Raw genomic sequence first — 19,939 nt, forward strand, 5'->3', positions numbered from 1 at the left:
AAGTGATGTACAGAAGTAATAAACACCTCTGCCAATACTGTTGACCGTTTCAGGCAAGATCACTGTTTTTAGACCAATACAGCTCCTAAATACCCAGTTTCCCAATGTCGCATTTTCTGCCAAACCTGTCAAGTCCACTGTTTCCAGTGCCGTTAGGCTTTTAAATGCGTTGCTTTCAATAGACACAATACTGCTGTTTGACTCTAGTTTTATCGTTTTAACCGCATCGCGAATTGATTCTTCCGGTGCGTACGATTTAACAGTTGTTACTGTCGCAACATTGCCTGTTTCTGCATCGGTAACTGTCGATGGGATCACGAGGTTGCCGTCTCCATCCAGCGCCGAGGCTTTTATAACCGTCAACACATTGTCTTCTACTGTGTATTGAGCATTTGTTGCCGAGGTTGACACGGCGCTTCTCGTACCTTCATCAGCGCTTACATTAAGGACACGATACATTTCATTGTCGTCACTTAAGCCTGAATCATCATTTTCCCCAGAATCCTCTCCAGATTTCGAATCATTCTCTGCATCTGGCTTTGTATGATCTTCCACCTCAGTGCCATCATTGGCGTCTTTACCAGCGTCTTCCTCAATATCTCCCCCTAATTTTGCATCATCCTCTGCATCTGGCTTTGTACGATCTTCCGCCTCAGTGCCATCATTGACGTCTTTGCCAGCGTCTTCCTCAATATCTTCCCCTAATTTTGTATCATTCTCTGCATCTGGCTTTGTACGATCTTCCGTCTCAGTGCCATTATCGGCATCTTTACCAACGTCTTCATCGGATTTTACATTAGTATCACTCGCTTCTGCTTCGTTATCTGCATCTGTATCAATATCTTTTTCACGTATATCATCTGATGCTTCGTCACCATCATCGTCAGATTCTGTCTTGCTATCATTATTCGATACAGGATCTGAACTGCCACCGTTTAAGTCTATAAATATTACATTGTCAAATTGGTCGGCAAAGACTTTTGCCGTAGAGGGTGCTGTGCTATACAAATTTATCGCTTGTGTCGTACTGCTAAACATCGTTGTATCTGTTCCGGATTCGTTTGTGCCAAAGGTCATTTGGTCATTCAAAACCGTTACACGCTCCAGTGATGTACATGCTTGAAAAACGCCATCGCCAATATTGCCGATTGCTTCCGGCAATAAAATTGTTTTCAAATGATTGCAGTTTTTAAATACCCATTTTCCCAATTTCGCATTTTGTGAAAGCCCCGTTAAATCCACTGCTTCCAGAGCTTCTAAATTTTCAAACGCGTTATTCTCAATGGCTGTAATACTGCTGCCTGCTTCTATCGTTATCGTCCTAATCGTTTCACGCATAGATGCTTCTGGCGCATAGGATGCAACAGTTGTTACTGTCACGGCTTTACCCGTTTCATCATCGGTAACTGTCGCCGGAATCACGAGGTGGCCGTCAGCATCTAATGCTTCCGCAGTAATGCCGGTTAACACATTGCCGTCTACCGTGTATCGACCATCGGTCACAGGTGCTGCAAAAGTCGGCATCGCTGTTACGGGCAGCATCGTCACGAGCATCATCCATACGAGAAACAACGATAGTAATCTCTTCATCATAAAATCTTACCTTTCCCTTAATCGCATACGATTGCATTTCCTAAATGCCCTCGCAAAAGAGTCAAAACGAAGCGGGCGCATACTCGCTTCGTTTTATGTAATGGTGCATCGTTTTACAAATTAATAAGTCGCTTCGCTCTTTGTATAATCTAAGACAAAGTAGAGTTTGCTGCCATCAGATTTCGGTTGTATCGGATATTGATTAATGGCAAGCTCTGGATAAGCTAAGATGGACTGTGGGCGATCGGTTCCGTCAAAGTACGTTGGTGACCAGCCATCCCAATAGCCGCTAATAACCGTCTCAGGCGTCGTACCCGTCACTGGCGTCATGGTGTATTGGCTTGAGTTAATGGCATCATAAGTAGTGTTTTTGTATTCAAAGTTATTGAGAAAGTCTATTGATCCATAACTTGTAATAGAAATATTATCAAGAAAACCAGCTGTGTGAGCCGCAACTAAAACATCTTCAAAAGTACTGCCTGCCGCTACGGTAAGATCAACATAGTTATCACCAGTAGGTAAATCCATCGCTTGGCCTAGCAGAATGCTTTTGCCTGAAAGATGTGTGTCAATAAAATTGTACTGTGCTACATACAATCTGACATTAATATCCGTTGTATCGTTTGCGAGTGCTTTTACTGGGGCGATTTCTTTTGTAACCAGCTTGCTTCTGTCCCCAATAAATAAGTTGTTGTGATGTTGCGATTTGAATTTTGCCATGTTCTTGCCTCCTAAGCATTATTTTTTTGACCCTCGATAAACGGCGGGGCACCCGTAATTTAACCCAAGCTCCTATACCTGTTGTTACTTGAAATAAAAAGGTATATTGAGCCTCGTATAAATCCTACTTTGACCTCAAATTGGTACCGGCTCCTGCGCTCTTTTTTCATCCAGACCGCGTATGACCGCCCTTGGCATGCTCATCTCTCAGCACACTTCTCTGAGCTGGTATCCTCTCCCAATGTGATTATGAAATTGTATTAAAATTACTCGGTATTTTTGCCAACAAAAAAACGCAGTAAATTTTCATTTACTGCGTCCGTTTTTACGCCGTTTGCAAAAGCATCGAATCCTTTTATGCCCGTCATTCTCTACTTTTGTACAAGCATTACCCGTCTTCTGACTTATGCGATTAGGACGATCGAAATCGTCTGCGTCAATTGTTCAGCCTTCCCCTAGGTATAAACCTAAAGTGACCGACTTTCGTCACGAACAATTGCCTCAACGCACTTACAGCGGCGGTACCGCTCCGGACTTTCACCGGATTCCCCAACTAGGGTCGCAACGCATAACTTGGTATTTTTCAAGTGTTAGCGTATTGAAATAATGCCGTTATTTAGTTGTCATATTTAAACATTTGTAGTGCACTATATGTAAAACAACTTGCTTTTTATACGATAGACATGCATGCACTTCATAGAAAAGTCGTGCATCAAAAAGCGTTTACTTATCTGAGCATTAATAACAACCTCATTATACAGTCCTTAATCGCTTTGTCAAGAGCTGCAAGTAAAAAAAATGATAAAATACCATATGATCCTAAAAAAATACTCTAAAACATTCTATTAGTTCTCTTTATATACGAACGGGCTTTATTAAAGACAATGAGCATGCCGAATTTCATATTCCACGTCTTGACGGCTCAGCATTTCTCTTTCTGTATGTGATCATCGTGATCATCGGAAAAATCGAACACACTCTATATCAAAATCAGCAACGAATTAAGAACGTATTTTACTTCATGGGAATCCCGATTATCATCAACTAGCTACAAATAATCACTTTGCATATTTTTTTCCACTATTCAGAAACTAAAAACCGGTTCACAGCATCTATAAACACTTCGGGATGATACCAATGAATCAGGTGATTGGATTCAAGTTCTATCAGCTGGCAGTCATCAATCAGCGCTACGGCCTTGCGTGCCTGTGCATCTGAAGATGCCGCCATAAGAATATTATCCGGTGAGTACTGCTCTTTTGCATGAATAAAAAATGTTGGCACGTGAATAGCTGACATTAGCGTTTCATGACGGATGTCGGCATGCCATGTGTAATCATAAAAATGCTCGCCAAAGGCAAAATCATACTGATCAACGTATTGAAAAGTCAGATTAATGGATTGAGGCATAAAGAAAAATTGAACAGGTTTATCCGGATGCCGAATTGAATACTGTTCCGCGTAATTTGCAAGGCCGGGCATTGCATTCGCCATATAGAGCTGTCCCCAATAACAATTTCGCAAATAATAAGCTTCCCAGCATTCTGGTTGATCCAACTGATTAAATGCGTGCATAACCTCATAAGTATCTACATAAGCAAACGATTTTTTAAAATAGTCAGGCTCTGTTGAAAAAACAGGCGGATCTTCCAATACTGCACCTGCGATGTAATCACCGCCGTACGCGGCAACATACGCAGCAATTAAACCACCTGACGAATGCCCAGAAACAACGGTTTTTTCCTCAATGATGTGTTCAATAAACCAAATAAGATCATTGCTGTTTTTATCGAGATAATACTTTGCTGCATCATGTGCAGAATTGCCATGACCATAACAGTCTACCGCAAATACATGCCAATGCTTGCTCAATTCAGGCAACACACTGGTATAGCTCTTCCAACTTCCAGTCTGGCCGTGAATCAACAACAGTGGCTCACCATGATCCGGCCCTTCTGAATAATTAATCATACTGCCATCTGGCAACACCACTTGCTTTTCTTCAAAACCAGCATTCATTGTTGCACGATAGGATGGCTGCCAATAATGTGTGCATTTGTAAATATAAATGCCGATTATGAATAATGTTGCTGTAAGCAATCCTAAGATGATAAACAACATCCATTTACCGCCTTTTCTTTTAATCATGTTCATATGTTTCTCTTTCGTCACTGTTTTGCGCTTTATTGATGTCATTAATCATCGTCATCTTCCTTATCCTCAAAAATCTTTGCAGTAAACTCAGCAAAACTGCTCTTAGGCGGTATCGCGATGCCACGCTTTTCATCTCCCAGAAGAATCAGTGTATCTCCGGGCTTGATATCAAAAATTTCTCTGGCCTGTTTTGGAATGACAAACTGACCTTTTTCACCAACTGTAACTGTCCATGCGTATTTTCCCTTTGGACTTTTTATATGAATCCCTCCTTCGAAAGTTCGTTTTGTTATACAAATCATACTGCCGTTTCACTGATATGTCAACTATGAATACAATGATTAGCTAATGTTTTAATATATAAGGGAATTAGCTCATCTGGATAACAATTCTAGCTATAGACAATTGCTCTATAAAAAAAATCCTGCGGAATCCTATTCCCGCAGAATTTTAATTATCTTTAATTCAAACGCCAAATCATTAAAACGCCGGCGGCGTTGTCATCCACAATGAAATACACGGTGCGGCGCTTCCATTCTCCCATCTGTGCGGAACAGAAGAACTTAAACTGATACTATCGCCTTCTCGAAGCATGTACTCCTTGCCATCTTCCCAAAATCTGAGCATGCCGCTAATGATATAGCCAAACTCTTCCCCCTCATGTATACTATCATCATCCCCAGAAGATGAACCCGGCTTTGCATACAAGATCGCTACCATGAAATCTTTTTTATCTTTTGGGGTAAGATAATACATTTCAACACCGGGAAATAAATTTTCAACCTTTCGTCGTTTATTGATCGATACGACATGAGAAGGCGTTTCTTGTTGCGGTTCCATGGAAATCAATAAATCTGCCAACTTAACACCTAATGCATCTGTTATACTTTTCAGAGATCGCATAGAAGGACTGGTTTCATTACGCTCTACTTGACCAATAAAACTGGCTGACAGTCCTGAAATTTCACCTACTTCACGTAAAGATAACCCCTTTTGTTCTCTGTTTTGCTTTAATTGATTTCCGATGTCCATTTACGTAACCTTTCTGCTATGATGCACTCACTATTAAAATTTCTCACTTGTGTACCTCTCATTATTATCTACTGAATAGGCGTTATTTGTCAAGAAAACAGGTCCTACAACCGAATTTTTACTTGTTCAAGACTTGAAAATTTATTTTTTCGTATCTAAAGCGATCATTCTGTTCTTGAAAGCAGTTTATAAAAAATGTAAAAACTGCACACCTCACGTCAAGAATGCATCTCATCATTTCTCAAACGTTTTGGTGTGCAGTTAATCGCCTTTTCATTTAGCTTAGCGCCAATTTTATTGTAAAATTGCGGTTCAATCAGATGCAGGATACAATCGTTCCAGATAACATACATGCAATTGTCACCGCGACAAGAACATATACCCCCTTTTTTAATGCCCAGCTGCTGCCATTTTCAAAAATATCAGATGACAGCATGATCGCTGCTTGACCGCTGCTGGAAGGCAGTAGACAAGCTGCACACACACCAATACCAATAATTGCCGGGAATACCGAAACATTGATTCCTCGATTAAAAAGCAAAATAGACAATGGTGCAAGAACTGAGCAAAGAATCATCCCAGTAGCCAAATTTGAGAACACTTGAGTCAAGAAACAAGACAAGATCGCCGTTAGTATAATGATAGGAATAATACTAATATGATTGAACAAATCTGTAAAAATTCCGAGCAGCCAAGGCGTAAAACCCGCGTTTTCTGCACCTAACGCACCGCCAAGTAAACTAACTGAAGCAATTGCAAAAATAATATCCCAATTAACCGCTTTAGCAAATACTCTCGCTGGTGACATGATCGGTTCGCCATCTACCTTTACGATGCTGAGAAAAGCAACACAAGCTGCCATAAAAAGTGTTTGTCCAATACCATTCAAAGTCATATAGACAGTAGAAGCCTTTGGAAAAAGCATAATAATCGTTGGAAACAGAAATGACAAAAGTACCGTTATTAGAATAATTCCCTGTTTCTTGGACATTTTCGTAAATTCATTTGTTTTTAACACGGATGTGTCTAATGCTTTCAGCTTTTCAAAATCAAAGTGAAATATAAATCGTGCTTCAAGCATCAACAGCATAATTGCTATCACTGCAACAATAACGCCTGTTAGCATATACGTCCCCTCATTAACAGCATAGCCAACATTTGAAAGCGAACTGTTAAAAAGGCCAATGAATATCTGCGCAAAAGGTTTAAATGGAAAAAGAAGTTCTGTAACCCCCGAAAGCGCAACGATACTAATCAGTAAAAATCGAACCCAGTCATCTGTCATCTTAATGCCTGCAATTGATACAATGTTTTCGAGCAAAACAATCGCAAGCATAATAATGCCAAGTGATCCTACAATCGTTCCCAATGCTACCATCGTTATTAAAAAAGTAGCTGTTAACATATAAGGATGTCCATTGACAAACTTTCTGGAGAGAAAGGCTCTAACAATATATTCAGCCGTTTTACTAGAAGAAAAAACCTCAACTAAAACAAAAATGAAAATGACAAGTATGTTGACCGTGGAACCAATTCCATTCGAAATAATCTCCGTCGCCGTATAATAGCCTGAAAGCGCCATTGCTACTAGTGCAATTAAACTCGGAACAAGCAAACCGAACCCACTTGCAGCTAGAACAAGCCAACCAAGTAGCGCACCAAGAATTTTCAAACCGATGGGGGTAACCGTCCCCCAAGTTGGGCACACGTATCCAAAAACAAATGTGAAAAATAGAGCAACCACCATTGTAATTATGCGTTTGTTCTTTCCCATTTCTAGTTCTCCTTTCATACGAGTCTATTCTTTTTTAGTATTGTTTTTGTATCGCGAGTTCTCTCTGTTCGATCAGGTCGTAGCCCAGTAAGTGTTCATATTCTTTTAAACTTAGCATTTTATCTAAAAATGCTTCTGTCGTACCAGTTTCCTTTAGTGAAGTCATCAAATCCAACGTACTTTTTGCATATGTCAGTGTCGTCGAAAGCGGGAAAACCACTAATTTATAGCCAATATTCTCCAATTCCTTAACATTGATATAAGGCATCCTGAAATGCTCAAGCATATCAAACATAACTGGGGCATCTATGCTTCTAACAACTTCTTTCATTTCTTCAATAGACTCTAACAACTCGATATAAACGATATCCGCGCCGGCTTTCGCACACGCCTGTCCCCGACTGATCGCTTCTTTTAATCCCAAGGCACTTCGACAATCTGTACGTGCAATGATTGAAAAATTTTTATCTTTTCTCGCATGTACAGCCGCTCTTATTTTTTCAGTAAGTTCATCTTTAGTAATAAAATTGATATCACCCAGTGCTGCACATTTTTTAGGCAATCCCTGATCCTCTATGTGTATTGCGGATACGCCAGCCGCTTCATATTCTTCCACGGATCGAATGACATTATTGACGCCCCCATAACCATTATCACAGTCACAAATAAGCGGAATGTTTACAGCTGAGACAATTCCTCTTGCATGTATTGCCATTTCAGATGCGGTGATCAAACCGAGATCAGGTTTTCCAATTAAACTTGCAGATGTACCATTGCCCGTCATATAGGCCACTTTAAAACCAACATGTTCTATAATTTTTGCGCCAAAGGCATCATGGCACCCCGGTGCGACAATTAAGCCTTCTCTATCCAGAAGATTCCTAAGTGTTACGTTTTTTTGCATTTTACAATCCCTCCAATGTTATAATGATATATTTATTACTGGTTTAATGCGTTTAATCTTATTGATGTAATCCAATGTTCCTTTTTAACATTCGTATCACCAATAAATTGTGCAATATAAAACTTCCCCTGTTGTCATGTATCCATATTTCATATTAGCGCGTAATATATATTGCACTATAACGACTCAATTACCAGATATGATGTATTATACTGCACATTAAATATTTTATCAAGCGATATACTGCACATTTTTTTTTGTGCAGTATATATTTTGAAACTGTTTTCGTTCTTTACTTTTCTCAATTCACCAAACATCCCTAAATTGTAATTTCAGTTTTATAATACATCTCATTTGCAAAAGTCGTAATAAACGCTGCGTTATATCGCACGTTGAAACGTACAATAAACTATGGTATCATACCACTGGATGATATCTTTTAGAATCATACCTGCAAGCTTCTCGTTTTTTTATGACAATCTGCTTTATCATGGGCAATGACGGGCAATCACAATCATTAAATTTAAATTTTAACGATTGCATGCGTTTATTAGTCAATGGGTATATCCTTAGTGACTGTATAGATAACAGTACACTGATGTCATAATTTGATCCTTTTTAGGGTTAATGAGCAGATCATTTTTATAGCGATCCAATGCAGGTGTGGTGAAACTCTATAGAGTGCTATCGACATCTTTTTTATTGCCTTATTGAATCTAAACTGGGGAGTGTGCATATGAATTTCAAAGAGAAAAACAGGCAGATTAACAAAGAGGCCAAGATAACAGTCGGCCTCTACGTATTCTTTTTCATCTGGTGGTTTGCCTTTGCTTACGGACTTGGCTTAAGGGATATATCTGAGTATACTTACATTCTTGGCTTCCCCGCATGGTTCTTTTATAGCTGCATCCTTGGCTATGTTGTCATTTCAGCGCTGCTCGCATTTGTAGTGAAAAAATACTTTAAAGACATTGATTTTGATGACAATAACGGGGAGGATAAAAACAATGGGTAACATGATGATTCTCATACCAATGATCCTTTATCTTCTGCTCATGTTTGGCATCGCGATTTATACCAATTCACGGTCTTCAGACAATGGCAATTTTATGGAGGAATACTTTATCGGCGGCAGGTCAATGGGTGGATTTGTTCTTGCAATGACACTGATTGCCACTTATTCCAGCGCAAGCAGCTTTGTTGGCGGCCCCGGTGTCGCTTATTCTACAGGCTATGCATGGATCCTGCTCTCCATGATACAAGTCCCGACAGCATTCCTTACCCTTGGCGTCTTAGGCAAAAAATTTGCCATAATATCGAGAAAAATAAATGCCGTAACTGTAACAGACTATTTAAAAGCGCGCTATGATAACCATTTCATCGCCATCACAACGTCCATTGCAATGATTGTTTTCTTCTCGGCGGCAATGGTCGCCCAGTTTATTGGCGGCGCAAAGCTGTTCGAAGCCGTTACGGGATACTCTTACGTTACCGGTCTCATCATCTTTGGTATTTCCGTTATCCTCTATACGACGATTGGCGGTTTTAAAGCCGTTGCCATTACCGATGCTATCCAAGGTGTTGTCATGATTCTCGCCACAACATTCCTGCTAGTTGCAATTGTCAACGCAGGTGGCGGCGTCGAAAATATCACGGCTAAAATGATTGAAACGAATCCAAATGCACTCACGCCAACAGCCGGCGGTGCTGTTTCCATTCCCTTTATCCTCTCTTTTTGGGTTCTCGTAGGTTTTGCTGTTCTCGGTCTCCCTCAAACCACGATAAGGTGCATGGGATTCAAAGATTCCAAGTCACTGCATAATGCCATGGTCATTGGCACGGTCGTCGTTGGATTCTTAATGCTAGGCATGCATCTCGTCGGCGCTCTAGGTGCATACGTTGTACCCGGTTTATCAGGCGATGGCGCCATTCCCGGTATCACAGTGCAAATACTGTCGCCAGTTCTGGCCGGTATCTTCATCGCCGGGCCATTAGCTGCCATTATGTCAACTGTAGATTCGATGCTTATTCTCGCTTCTGCCTCAATTATAAAAGACCTCTATTTAAATTATGGTAAAGGGAAGGTTCAAGAAAAGCATTTAAATCGTATTAGTTTTATTACGACTGGTATTATTGGGCTCATTGTTTTTATTTTCGCAATTAACCCGCCATCCATCATTGTATGGATTAACTTATTTGCTTTTGGTGGTCTTGAAGCAGCCTTTTTCTGGCCAACGATTCTCGGTTTATACTGGAAGAAGGCAAATGCTGACGGCGCAATGCTGTCAATTATCTTGGGAATTGGTTCCTTCTTTATCTTTACAATCTATTCGATCAAGCCCTTTGGCATGCATCAGATCGTTCCTACCCTAATCATTGCTCTAATCGCGTTTGTCATCGGCTCGTTATTTGGCAGAAAAAATTCTGAAGCAACCATCAAATTATTTTGGGAAGAATAATTTTCTTACATGATTTACGCAAAAAAGGGACTCCACGGAGTTGGTGGATTCCCTTTTTTTAACACAAAGGATTATGATTAAAATCATCCATCTGATATAATGAGTATCATTAAGTGGCAGCTTACTAATCATGGCATAAAACGAGGACTTAAGAACACAGCCTATAAAGGCTATCTGTTGGTATAGGAGGAAACGACCATGGCATTAACGTTTAACGGACTTATAATCGGGTTATCTGCTTTTCTAATTATTGGCATTTTTCATCCAATTGTCATAAAAACCGAATACTATTTTGGCAAAAGAGTCTGGCCGATCTTTTTAGTGTTCGGACTTGTCTGTATCCTTGCATCATTACTTGTAACCATTAACCTGCTCTCAACAATTCTAGGTATTTTAGGCTTTTCGAGTCTATGGAGCATTCATGAAATCATTGAGCAAGAACAAAGAGTGCTTAAAGGTTGGTTCCCTGCCAATCCAAACAAGAAAAAGTAACGCATGACTTTTATTCTTCTCATCGACAAAACATGCTCATCCATACATTAATGAAAAGAGGTCAACTGGCGTTCCCCAGCGTGAAAACTTTACTTGACTATTTTATTTCTGCCTGAATGCTTTGCTTGATATAACAATTTGTCTGCTTGATCAATGCATCTATCCAGGCTCTCCCCGTCTTTATACTGATAGACGCCACCGCTAATGGTTACATGCATCTCTTTTATCGCCCAATTGATATGCGCAATTGCCTCCCTGATTGCTTCAGCAATTTCAAAACCTTCTGTTAACGACGCGCCGTTTAGAACAATAAGAAATTCCTCGCCTCCAATCCTCCCTAAAGTATCATCATTTTGAATATATTTCCCCATTTCTTGTGATATCCGTTTTAAGACTTCATCTCCCATATGATGGCCATAGGTATCATTAATTGATTTAAAATGGTCAATATCCATCATAATGATGACAATCGAATCAGTACGATTTGAAGTCAACACGCTTTCCAATCGATGCATCACATATCGACGATTACAAATGCCCGTTAGTTCATCCGTTTCAGAAATCACTTGCAATTTACTGTTCATCTCCATCAGTTCTTTTTTTACCGTTTCCAGTTCAACCATGTTCTCATGGTATTCATGAATTATTTTATAGACCAGAAAGAACGTCAATAAAAATACCAGCGTAAATGCAAACCCCATATCAATAAGCCTTGTGGTTGCATTTGGATAAGGAACAATCATTTCAGGATATAAGTATTCAACATACAGCAATGCATAGAATACAAGGATTTGTAAAGTCAAAATTATTTTATAATTTAAATGACGAAGCAGCAGTGAGCAAAACACGGCATTAAAGATCATAAAAAATGCTATGTTGCCATAACTGCCGGCATTGTTGAGCCACATTAGGGGATATATAATTAGAATCAGCGTTAATAGAATGAGATACGAAGGCCATTTATAGGCATTTTTAAACAGGGCAAAATAAACGACCATGGCACCGACGATCCCCGTCGCAATCGTAATGAATACCATGCTTATCCCTAGGTTGAGCAAAATGTTGCCAATCGTTGTAAATATAGAAAATATAATGCCGCCAATACCGGCAAATACTGCTATTTTCATTTCCAGCGGCAATATCTTCAATTTATCTTCAAACCACTTTTTCATAAAAGTCACCTTGGCGATCCGTTTTTTTATGGTGAAATTGATGTCCTAACGCTTCAATATGATTTTCTAACCCATTTTCTTATACACCAATTTTATCATTTTATGCCACTTCTTACATCATCAATTATGCCACTTCTTTCATCACCAATTATGCCATCTCTTGCATCACCAATCACTTGAAGCAATTTTCTGCTTCAAACATTGACGTCAACAATTATGCTTTGAAAAACGCTAAAGCCTATGTATTTTCCCTTAATTTCCTCAAAAACAAAAAAATATCCACAGTATGTTCAATACGGCAGACATTTTCTATAGACAATATCAAAGTAGCGCCTGCATAGCGCTACTTTATCATCTTCATGTAAAATTCCTTTAGAACACCATTTTTCGAACGTGCACACTGCCTAGTGCTTCGAGCTTTTGCTCAAGCTCTAAAGCTTCTTGATCCGCGTTAAGAATAAATTCAAGTAAAATCAAACCATCTTCACTGCACATTGTCCGTTCATCTGATGCGTTATGTAAGCCTAATCGCGTTTTGATAAAACAGCCGTATTCAGTTAACAGCGCTTGTACACTCGTCGCATCATCACGTCTTGAATCCACTTTAATGCCCAATATAATCCTCGACATATTGCCTCCTTATGCCTCTCGCAGCATTTTCAAATTTGTTATCAACACTTCTTCTTAATCCTTAAGGAAATTGCATAATCGCTTTTCATTATCTTTCACGACAATTTATTGCGGTTTCGTCTTGCAAAAAAATACAGATTGTCATGAAAAGCTTATCATTTAAACAATACTCATTTAGGGCTTATTTAAAGAATACAATCTCATATTATTTATAACACAGCATCTGTTAGCTTAAACACCCTTTAATGATTTATTTTACCGTGACCTATCTTTCTTAATTTTCCCCTATGTCCCGATAAAAAAGGTGATGGTGATCCCATCCCACATAGCACATAGCACATAGCACATAGCACATAGCACATAGCACATAGCACATAGCACATAGCACATAGCACAATTTAAACTATTCATTAGTATAAGTCAATAGACGCATTTTTCCGGGCCAAGTAACTGCAAATCTCAAACGCGATATAGCCAAGAATCATCATGATCATGGAAATGAGGATTTCATCGCCGATTAAATGATAGAAATTGCTTTGATCTATTCCCAACAATAGCCGTGATGCTTCGATGCTTCTTCTCAAAGGAACGATTTCGGAAATCCAACGTAGTTCCGTTGGCAATTTAGAAACCGAAAAAACAGCTCCCGTGAAAAGAATCAGCACTTGCTCCATCGTATTTAAAAACATATTCATATCGGTAATAATCAGTGCAAAGCTGCCGATTAACAATCCAAATCCCAGTCCGCTTAACATGCCGGAACCGATTGATAAAAACAGTTTGAAAATAGAGATTTCTGAAATTGGAAAGTCAAAGAATAAAGTACCTATCACAAATCCAATCACTACTCTGATTCCTATATCTATAATATGAAACATACTGCGAGAGATGAACAGTCTGAATTTATTCACAGGAGAACCCATAACAACCATGAGTGTGCCAGCCCTTCTTTCATCAACCGCCAATGTTCCAATGATAAAAATGGCATTTGAACTGGCGAGTAAAAAAGCATTACCGATGATCCAAGGCGAAATATCTTTACTGCCATACGCAAATTTAACCATAAACGCAAAAAAAGCAAGCTGCAAAGTGGGATTCAAAATCATCATTAGAAAAAACACCGTCGGATTAACATAGCTGTACATTGCCTTGTATGACAAAAAAGCCTGTCTAAATATTCTACCCATCATATGACCTCCAATGTAGCGTTTACTCTGGCTCTTAATTCGATCGTACGGTATAAGCCTAAAGAGACGACAAAGTATAACACCGTCGTCATAATGAGTCCAACAAAGTACAAATAAAACGCACTGGTGTTAACCGAGCCGGTAATGGCAAGTCGCAACAGCTTGATTGCATAGGTCGGGCTTAAAGCATATGAAAAGAACCTTAAATAAATCGGCAAAACCGTGATTGGGAACGCGCTCCCAGTCAATAGGAAAATGATATAGTCCATACTGTTCATCAGTGTTCTTGCTTGTCTCGAAACGGCCAGCACACCGGACAACATCATGGCGATCATCATATAGGATACAACGCTAATGAAAAACACTGCCAAAAATACAGGCACATTCACAATGTTAATCGGAACCTTGAATACGGCGCCGACAAATATGAAACTAATCACCATGGAGACAGCGCCTAAAAGCGTATTACCGAGCACTTTTCCCAGCATTATATAATAAAACTTTTCAGGTGTATTGAATATCTGCGCCAGTGCTCCCATAAACCGTTCCCTTTGCACATCGCTTGCCGAAGAAAATGCAATACTCGACCACATCGTCATTGTCGCTGTTCCTACCATGGCATAAGAGACAAAGTCCGCAGTGGATTTATCCATATACACAAATCCCATCAAAAGACCCGTAAAAAGCGGAAAGATAATCACAATATATCTGAACATTTCTCTTGCAAAGGTTTGCTTCATCTGAATTTTCATGGAACTGTACACAATCCTTAAAATGGGCTTCATCACTCAACACCCCTTTCAGCGCCAAAATAATGCATATAGACATCTTCAATACTTTTTATCGCCTTGCCGCTGTTTTTAGCGGCTGTATTAATATGAGCTGATGGCGACTGAATATCGACGATTTCACCTTGTTTGATAAAAGCAATCCTGTCGCAAAGTTCTTCCGCTTCTTTCATGTAGTGCGTCGTTAAAATAATGGTTTTACCTCGCGTCTTTAAGTCGAGTATAATCTCATGAAGCAGATGCGTTGCCGCAGGATCCAAGCCAATCGTGGGCTCATCCATGAAGACAATTTCAGGATCATTGATTAAAGCTCTCGCTATTTGAAGCCGTTGCTTCATCCCCTTTGAAAATGTTTCTACTTTTTTGTCTGCATATTTTTCTAATCCAACCAGTTTTAACAAACCCTGAACCCTTGATTGCATCTGTTTGTATTCAATGTTGTATAAATCCGCAAAGTAAATTAAATTATCTTTTGCAGTAAGGCGCCAGTACAAACTTCTCTCCCCGCCATAGATAAAGTTGATTCTCTTTTGAACTTCTTTGGCTCTTTTTACCGTATCATATCCTAGAATGGTTATTTTACCTTCATTCGGCGTCAACAGCGTCGTCAGCATTTTGATGGTTGTCGTTTTCCCTGCACCATTCGGACCTAATAGGCCAAAAATTTCACCTTGATTGACTGAAAAACTGATATTATTTACCGCTTTCATCGTTTCTGTTTTTCTATGGATGATTCCTTTCTTTGTGGTAAAAGACCTACTTACATTTAGCACCTCTATCATTTAATGACCTCCTTATCGTTGATATTAACCATCGTTATTAAGTTATTAGTTATTAGCTATTCACATTTGTCATTAGATAATTATATAATATATATTAGATGTCAATTGTTTCATATTATATTATCATCTAATATAGATTTGGTCAATCTCATTTTGATCAGCCAACTATAACAATGCCGACAGAATCACTATTAAGCAAAATAAAACCCCCAACATTCACATCGTATGTCGATATACGAGAGAAGGTCGGGGGTTCAGTTTTGTACTTTTTGTCAAACCAAATTGGTTTCTTATCATCAAATTTGTGAAGACATTAAAGCGTGTTTCTGTATGCATTCAACGCCTCTATAAAGGTATCATAATTGATTTGGTTGAGTGAAAAATATTTTATTTGTGCCACTTGTTCCACACTTAAAAGGCCAACGTCTATGAGCTGCATAATGTGATGCGTTACTGTAGGCGCCTTTAGTCCAAGTCTTTCAGCAATTTCTTTGCCATAGAGGGATTCATGACTCAGCATTTTGATGATCTTGAGTCTCGTGCTGTCACTCATCACTTTCATGATTTTTTCGATCTGCTCTATTGTCAATGCTTCGGCTTTCAGATGATTAGGGAAAATGGTCCAAAGTTCATCGTCGTTAAATAGTCTCATCGATTTTTCAATGGAGACGATTGGAACAAAGTAATAATACTTGTAATCAGAAATTCTTCGAAACTTTTTACCCATTATCTTCTGCGCGATATTAAGTGGACTCAATTCTTGAAAATCGTCACTAATCTGATTGATTTTTTCTTCATAGACACTATCGTCAAAATTCAGAAGTATTTTGGCGCTATTAATAATGGCAATCGCACCATCACGCGCATTGATCCAATCCTCTTCATCAATTGATTGAAATGCTTCTAGAGGGGTGTTTTCATGATTACAGTAATAAGCGTATTCTCTTATATCCAAATTTCTGATAAAATCCACGACAGAATCAAAGTCCTTTTTATCTGAGAATACAATAAATTCTGAGTGTGAAAACGATTTATCATTTTGCATTTTGGTTAAAACAGACCGCTCATTTTCAGATAAAGTTGCTCTCAACTGATCTGAAAACATGGGATTATTATCCTCAATATGAAAAATTGTTTCAAGATATAAATTAGATTCAACGGAAACCGTGTATTGTTTTTTCATAGACCTCACCAAATTCAATTTCCTTACTTAATACCAATTCCATTATATCGTTTCCCAGTTTAAAATCAATACAAGCCTGTGTTGACCACTTGAATGTGAGGTTATTTAATGCCATGTCCCGTAATTATTAATGGCTTCTGTATCGCGAATCTTTCGGGGTTCGATTCCCCTTTACAAATAGGAATAGCAAGAAAAAAGCGCTTCATTGTAAAATCAAATTGAACTAAATAAAAAATCCATAGAGATTTTCCTATGTTAAGATTGAATCACCACAAAACAAACTTGACAGAGAGGATAATCACTATGGATCACCCTAACATTACCACAAATTCACGCAAACAAAAACACCTAAATTTTGAAGAACGCGTTGTCATTCAACTGTGTCTTAAAGATGGTTTTACTGCGTACCGTATCGCAAAGGAACTTGGACGCCCCATCAACACGATTATTAACGAAATAAAACGTGGCACAGTGCCTCAAATTATTCAAAATAAAAAGGTAATGGTCTATCTAGCCGATGCTGGCGAAGCAAACTATAAGCGCAATCGCAAGCATTGTGGGCGTAAATTTAAGCGTTTCATATGCGCCGCTTTTATCGAACACATCTGTGAAGAGATGACTGCTAAGAACTGGTCTGTAGATGCAGCGGTTGGCTTTACAATTAAAAGTGGTAAATACCGCCGAGAAGACACCGTTTGCACCAAAACAATGTATCACTACATTGATCTGGGCTTGCTTGAACTTACCAATCTGGATTTACCATTAAAACTACGCAGGAACACCAAGCCTAAACGTATTCGCCGACATAAGATGAAACTAGGCGCAAGTATAGATGATCGTCCTGCATCTATTGAAAGCAGAGAAGAATTTGGACATTGAGAAATCGATACCGTTAGGGGTTTAAAATCAAAAGAAGACAATGTCCTTCTGACGATCACAGAACGCCAAACACGAAATACCATTATTAAATTGATTCCATCCAAGACTTCTGATGCTGTAAAAAAGGGACTTGAAGAAATCAAAGCACATTTCGGCTCTAAATTCAGCCAAGTATTCAAAACAATCACAAGCGATAATGGGTTAGAGTTTGCTGAATTATCAACACTTGAGAAAGATACGGAGACAAAGGTCTACTTTGCACATCCCTATTCATCTCATGAACGTGGTACCAATGAACGCCATAATGGTTTGATCAGAAGGTTTATACCTAAAGGTGCCCAAGTATCAGAGTTTGCTATCGAAGATATCGCTTTTATAGAAGACTGGTGCAATCAACTTCCAAGAAAAATTCTTGGTTACAGATCACCGGAAGAACTCTTCGATGAAGCGCTTGATATCATATATTCATGTTTATAAATTCAATCTTAAAAAAACTAGTTCAATTTATTATTGTAATTTAGGACCATTACTTATTGGTATTTTAACACTGTTACTTACAGGTGCTGGAGAATTATAAAAAGAGAACGTTATTATGGCAAAAGATTTACAAGTCATACATCACTTGTAAACATGATTGAAAGTTATATGGAGTATTACAATAATAAACAATTATAAAGACATCTTGGTGTATTAATCCCGATGGAAAGACATAAACAGTATATATTGTAAGCATAAAACTGCCACCAGTTTTCGTCTGGTGGCAGAAAGCAGTTCACTCTGGGATAAATTTATATACTTTCTTATATTTTTTTCATTTACGCATTTATGACATAATAACCAACCTTTAATCATCTTCAAATTATCATTTTTCCTACAGACTATACACTTTTTTCTTGAATTTAGCATAATAATTTTGTTGTCCAAATCCAACTTTGTAATATTGTCTTTGCTCCTGATACTTATAATTCTTCCTATTTTCTTCTCCCTCTCCATATTAAAACTTCAAGACTGCAGTATTAAATTCATCATATATTGTTGCTTCAATAACGTTTCCATTTGTAAAGCCATTTGTGAGTGTATACGCATAGCATGAATCCACTTTTCCATATTCATCAATTAATTCAAAGTTAAACGAATAGCTAGTACTATATTTCACTTTGGGACAAAAGCTGAGCGAATTATCATAATCCAATTCTAATGTTGTTTCATCCATCATATTATCAGGTATAATTAAATAATTTGTACATTTTAATATTTCACCATCTTTATTGTAAGAATACTCAAGCTTGTAAATATTTTCGTTTGAATTCATCCCATTATATTTCAAAGCTACGATATCTGTTGGTGGTTGCAAATTAGAATATTCCTGATTAGGCGCTAAAGTAGGCATAAAACTCCAATCTTGCTCAGTGTTTAATGTGCTCGAGTCTCCCCCAGTCAAAATAATAGACGAAGTCGTTGCATCCCATGAAATTTCCATACCAATGGCTTCTGCGATTTTTTTTGCAGGCAAATAAGTAGAACCATTATACAAAATAGGATAGCTTGTGTTCCCTAAATCATCAACACTCTGTAATTTAGTGCCATTTACTACTACATTAACATCTGGGGATAAATATGCGGTAACCGGCGTTTGCGTTGATGCTCCTATCGAGTACGATGCAAATACCAATACTACTGCGGCCATTACTGCAAATATTGCTTTTTTCATATGTAATCTCCTTTTAATTTTATAACAATATCCTAACATTTGTTGAATTACCAGTCAATTACATTTTATATTGTTTTTTCTATATTTTGTTCGATACTGTATAATTTCGTTACTTGTTCTCATCATTTTACATTTCATTACCAATTTCTTGCCATTTGCAACATAAAATTCTATACTGATATTGAAAGTCATAATCCACAAATCTGGAAGATGTGTATTGTAGGGGGAATTATACTCTAAAAATTAAAAAATGAAAACAAGGGGGAGCTTATGGCGAAAATACGAAACATATCACTTATTGTTTTAGTTCTAATGCTTTTGATTTCAGGATGTTCAAGTGATAATGCGGAATCGGATACTGTTTTAGCCCACGTGATTTGACTTTGCCTTGCTCTTTGTCTTTGTCAATGCCACGATGAAATAGATCACTTGTTTTGCCGTAGTCATTTGTTACAATACATGTAGCATATATGTATTGA

19 protein-coding genes, 1 pseudogene and 1 riboswitch are annotated in these 19,939 nt (G+C 38.3%); of the genes and pseudogenes, 5 read left to right on the forward strand and 15 right to left on the reverse strand.

Annotated elements, in window-relative coordinates:
* From KHM83_RS13385 to KHM83_RS13415, 7 genes are all read right to left on the reverse strand, one after another.
* Positions 1-1,593: leucine-rich repeat protein (locus KHM83_RS13385; protein WP_213237534.1), on the reverse strand; the 1,593-nt coding region annotated here is incomplete at its 3' end.
* 120 nt (positions 1,594-1,713) lie between these two features.
* Positions 1,714-2,313: a hypothetical protein gene (locus KHM83_RS13390; RefSeq protein WP_213237535.1), complete on the reverse strand. Its 600-nt coding sequence runs from the start codon at positions 2,311-2,313 to the stop codon at positions 1,714-1,716.
* 394 nt (positions 2,314-2,707) lie between these two features.
* A riboswitch (cobalamin riboswitch) is annotated at positions 2,708-2,862 on the reverse strand.
* A gap of 531 nt (positions 2,863-3,393) precedes the next feature.
* On the reverse strand, positions 3,394-4,467 hold the full coding sequence (locus tag KHM83_RS13395; RefSeq protein ID WP_246543098.1) for an alpha/beta fold hydrolase: 1,074 nt from the start codon (positions 4,465-4,467) through the stop codon (positions 3,394-3,396).
* A gap of 41 nt (positions 4,468-4,508) precedes the next feature.
* Complete coding sequence (locus KHM83_RS13400) at positions 4,509-4,727, reverse strand: AbrB/MazE/SpoVT family DNA-binding domain-containing protein (RefSeq protein WP_213237552.1); 219 nt, start codon at positions 4,725-4,727, stop codon at positions 4,509-4,511.
* Positions 4,728-4,947: 220 nt separating this feature from the next.
* The gene (locus tag KHM83_RS13405) at positions 4,948-5,499 is read right to left on the reverse strand and encodes a helix-turn-helix domain-containing protein (protein ID WP_213237536.1); all 552 of its coding nucleotides are present in this window, start codon (positions 5,497-5,499) and stop codon (positions 4,948-4,950) included.
* A gap of 316 nt (positions 5,500-5,815) precedes the next feature.
* A complete protein-coding gene (locus KHM83_RS13410) occupies positions 5,816-7,273 on the reverse strand; it encodes a transporter permease (protein ID WP_213237537.1) in 1,458 nt (485 codons plus the stop codon).
* A 34-nt stretch (positions 7,274-7,307) separates the two neighbouring features.
* The gene (locus KHM83_RS13415; protein WP_213237538.1) at positions 7,308-8,177 is read right to left on the reverse strand and encodes an isocitrate lyase/PEP mutase family protein; all 870 of its coding nucleotides are present in this window, start codon (positions 8,175-8,177) and stop codon (positions 7,308-7,310) included.
* Between the two features lie 736 nt (positions 8,178-8,913).
* Here KHM83_RS13415 and KHM83_RS13420 point away from each other — a divergent pair.
* The 3 genes from KHM83_RS13420 (at position 8,914) to KHM83_RS13430 (ending at position 11,128) form a co-directional block, all read left to right on the forward strand.
* The gene (locus KHM83_RS13420; RefSeq protein ID WP_213237539.1) at positions 8,914-9,192 is read left to right on the forward strand and encodes a YhdT family protein; all 279 of its coding nucleotides are present in this window, start codon (positions 8,914-8,916) and stop codon (positions 9,190-9,192) included.
* Entirely contained in the window at positions 9,185-10,636 is a 1,452-nt protein-coding gene (gene panF / locus KHM83_RS13425) for a sodium/pantothenate symporter (RefSeq protein WP_213237540.1), read from the forward strand. Before KHM83_RS13420 ends, panF begins: the two co-directional genes overlap by 8 nt.
* Positions 10,637-10,834: 198 nt before the next feature.
* Positions 10,835-11,128: a DUF4491 family protein gene (locus tag KHM83_RS13430; RefSeq protein ID WP_213237541.1), complete on the forward strand. Its 294-nt coding sequence runs from the start codon at positions 10,835-10,837 to the stop codon at positions 11,126-11,128.
* A gap of 89 nt (positions 11,129-11,217) precedes the next feature.
* On the opposite strand, the gene KHM83_RS13435 is transcribed toward KHM83_RS13430, so the two are convergent.
* The 6 genes from KHM83_RS13435 to KHM83_RS13460 all read right to left on the reverse strand — a co-directional run bounded on the left by KHM83_RS13435 (position 11,218) and on the right by KHM83_RS13460 (position 16,870).
* Positions 11,218-12,300: a GGDEF domain-containing protein gene (locus KHM83_RS13435; protein ID WP_213237542.1), complete on the reverse strand. Its 1,083-nt coding sequence runs from the start codon at positions 12,298-12,300 to the stop codon at positions 11,218-11,220.
* A gap of 372 nt (positions 12,301-12,672) precedes the next feature.
* Positions 12,673-12,930 carry a hypothetical protein gene (locus tag KHM83_RS13440; protein WP_213237543.1) on the reverse strand — a complete coding sequence of 86 codons (258 nt, stop codon included), beginning with the start codon at positions 12,928-12,930 and terminating at the stop codon, positions 12,673-12,675.
* Between the two features lie 410 nt (positions 12,931-13,340).
* A complete protein-coding gene (locus KHM83_RS13445; protein WP_213237544.1) occupies positions 13,341-14,120 on the reverse strand; it encodes an ABC transporter permease in 780 nt (259 codons plus the stop codon).
* A complete protein-coding gene (locus KHM83_RS13450) occupies positions 14,117-14,902 on the reverse strand; it encodes an ABC transporter permease (RefSeq protein ID WP_213237545.1) in 786 nt (261 codons plus the stop codon). Before KHM83_RS13450 ends, KHM83_RS13445 begins: the two co-directional genes overlap by 4 nt.
* Entirely contained in the window at positions 14,902-15,687 is a 786-nt protein-coding gene (locus KHM83_RS13455) for an ABC transporter ATP-binding protein (protein ID WP_213237546.1), read from the reverse strand. The genes KHM83_RS13450 and KHM83_RS13455 overlap by 1 nt, the downstream gene beginning before the upstream one ends.
* Before the next feature lie 313 nt (positions 15,688-16,000).
* On the reverse strand, positions 16,001-16,870 hold the full coding sequence (locus KHM83_RS13460; protein ID WP_213237547.1) for an ArsR/SmtB family transcription factor: 870 nt from the start codon (positions 16,868-16,870) through the stop codon (positions 16,001-16,003).
* Between the two features lie 303 nt (positions 16,871-17,173).
* Here KHM83_RS13460 and KHM83_RS13465 point away from each other — a divergent pair.
* A pseudogene (locus KHM83_RS13465) lies at positions 17,174-18,226 on the forward strand (IS30 family transposase).
* A 96-nt stretch (positions 18,227-18,322) separates the two neighbouring features.
* The gene (locus KHM83_RS20035) at positions 18,323-18,424 is read left to right on the forward strand and encodes an IS3 family transposase (RefSeq protein ID WP_425513875.1); all 102 of its coding nucleotides are present in this window, start codon (positions 18,323-18,325) and stop codon (positions 18,422-18,424) included.
* A 319-nt stretch (positions 18,425-18,743) separates the two neighbouring features.
* Here the strand turns inward: KHM83_RS20035 and KHM83_RS13475 are convergent, their stop codons facing one another.
* Positions 18,744-19,460, reverse strand: a complete 717-nt coding sequence (locus KHM83_RS13475; protein ID WP_213237548.1) for a stalk domain-containing protein — start codon at positions 19,458-19,460, stop codon at positions 18,744-18,746.
* A 295-nt stretch (positions 19,461-19,755) separates the two neighbouring features.
* A partial coding sequence (locus KHM83_RS13480) for a hypothetical protein (RefSeq protein WP_213237549.1) occupies positions 19,756-19,939 on the reverse strand: 184 nt, incomplete at its 5' end.

Source organism: Fusibacter paucivorans, assembly GCF_018390735.1.
Classification (GTDB): Bacteria; Bacillota; Clostridia; order Peptostreptococcales; family Acidaminobacteraceae; genus Fusibacter; species Fusibacter paucivorans.

Coding starts and splice junctions, on each gene's coding strand:
- KHM83_RS13390 (WP_213237535.1), bottom strand. CDS start 2,313: ATGGCAAAATTCAAATCGCAACATCACAACAACTTATTTATTGGGGAC.
- KHM83_RS13395 (WP_246543098.1), bottom strand. CDS start 4,467: ATGAACATGATTAAAAGAAAAGGCGGTAAATGGATGTTGTTTATCATC.
- KHM83_RS13405 (WP_213237536.1), bottom strand. CDS start 5,499: ATGGACATCGGAAATCAATTAAAGCAAAACAGAGAACAAAAGGGGTTA.
- KHM83_RS13410 (WP_213237537.1), bottom strand. CDS start 7,273: ATGGGAAAGAACAAACGCATAATTACAATGGTGGTTGCTCTATTTTTC.
- KHM83_RS13415 (WP_213237538.1), bottom strand. CDS start 8,177: ATGCAAAAAAACGTAACACTTAGGAATCTTCTGGATAGAGAAGGCTTA.
- KHM83_RS13420 (WP_213237539.1), top strand. CDS start 8,914: ATGAATTTCAAAGAGAAAAACAGGCAGATTAACAAAGAGGCCAAGATA.
- panF (WP_213237540.1), top strand. CDS start 9,185: ATGGGTAACATGATGATTCTCATACCAATGATCCTTTATCTTCTGCTC.
- KHM83_RS13430 (WP_213237541.1), top strand. CDS start 10,835: ATGGCATTAACGTTTAACGGACTTATAATCGGGTTATCTGCTTTTCTA.
- KHM83_RS13435 (WP_213237542.1), bottom strand. CDS start 12,300: ATGAAAAAGTGGTTTGAAGATAAATTGAAGATATTGCCGCTGGAAATG.
- KHM83_RS13440 (WP_213237543.1), bottom strand. CDS start 12,930: ATGTCGAGGATTATATTGGGCATTAAAGTGGATTCAAGACGTGATGAT.
- KHM83_RS13445 (WP_213237544.1), bottom strand. CDS start 14,120: ATGATGGGTAGAATATTTAGACAGGCTTTTTTGTCATACAAGGCAATG.
- KHM83_RS13450 (WP_213237545.1), bottom strand. CDS start 14,902: ATGAAGCCCATTTTAAGGATTGTGTACAGTTCCATGAAAATTCAGATG.
- KHM83_RS13455 (WP_213237546.1), bottom strand. CDS start 15,687: ATGATAGAGGTGCTAAATGTAAGTAGGTCTTTTACCACAAAGAAAGGA.
- KHM83_RS13460 (WP_213237547.1), bottom strand. CDS start 16,870: ATGAAAAAACAATACACGGTTTCCGTTGAATCTAATTTATATCTTGAA.
- KHM83_RS13475 (WP_213237548.1), bottom strand. CDS start 19,460: ATGAAAAAAGCAATATTTGCAGTAATGGCCGCAGTAGTATTGGTATTT.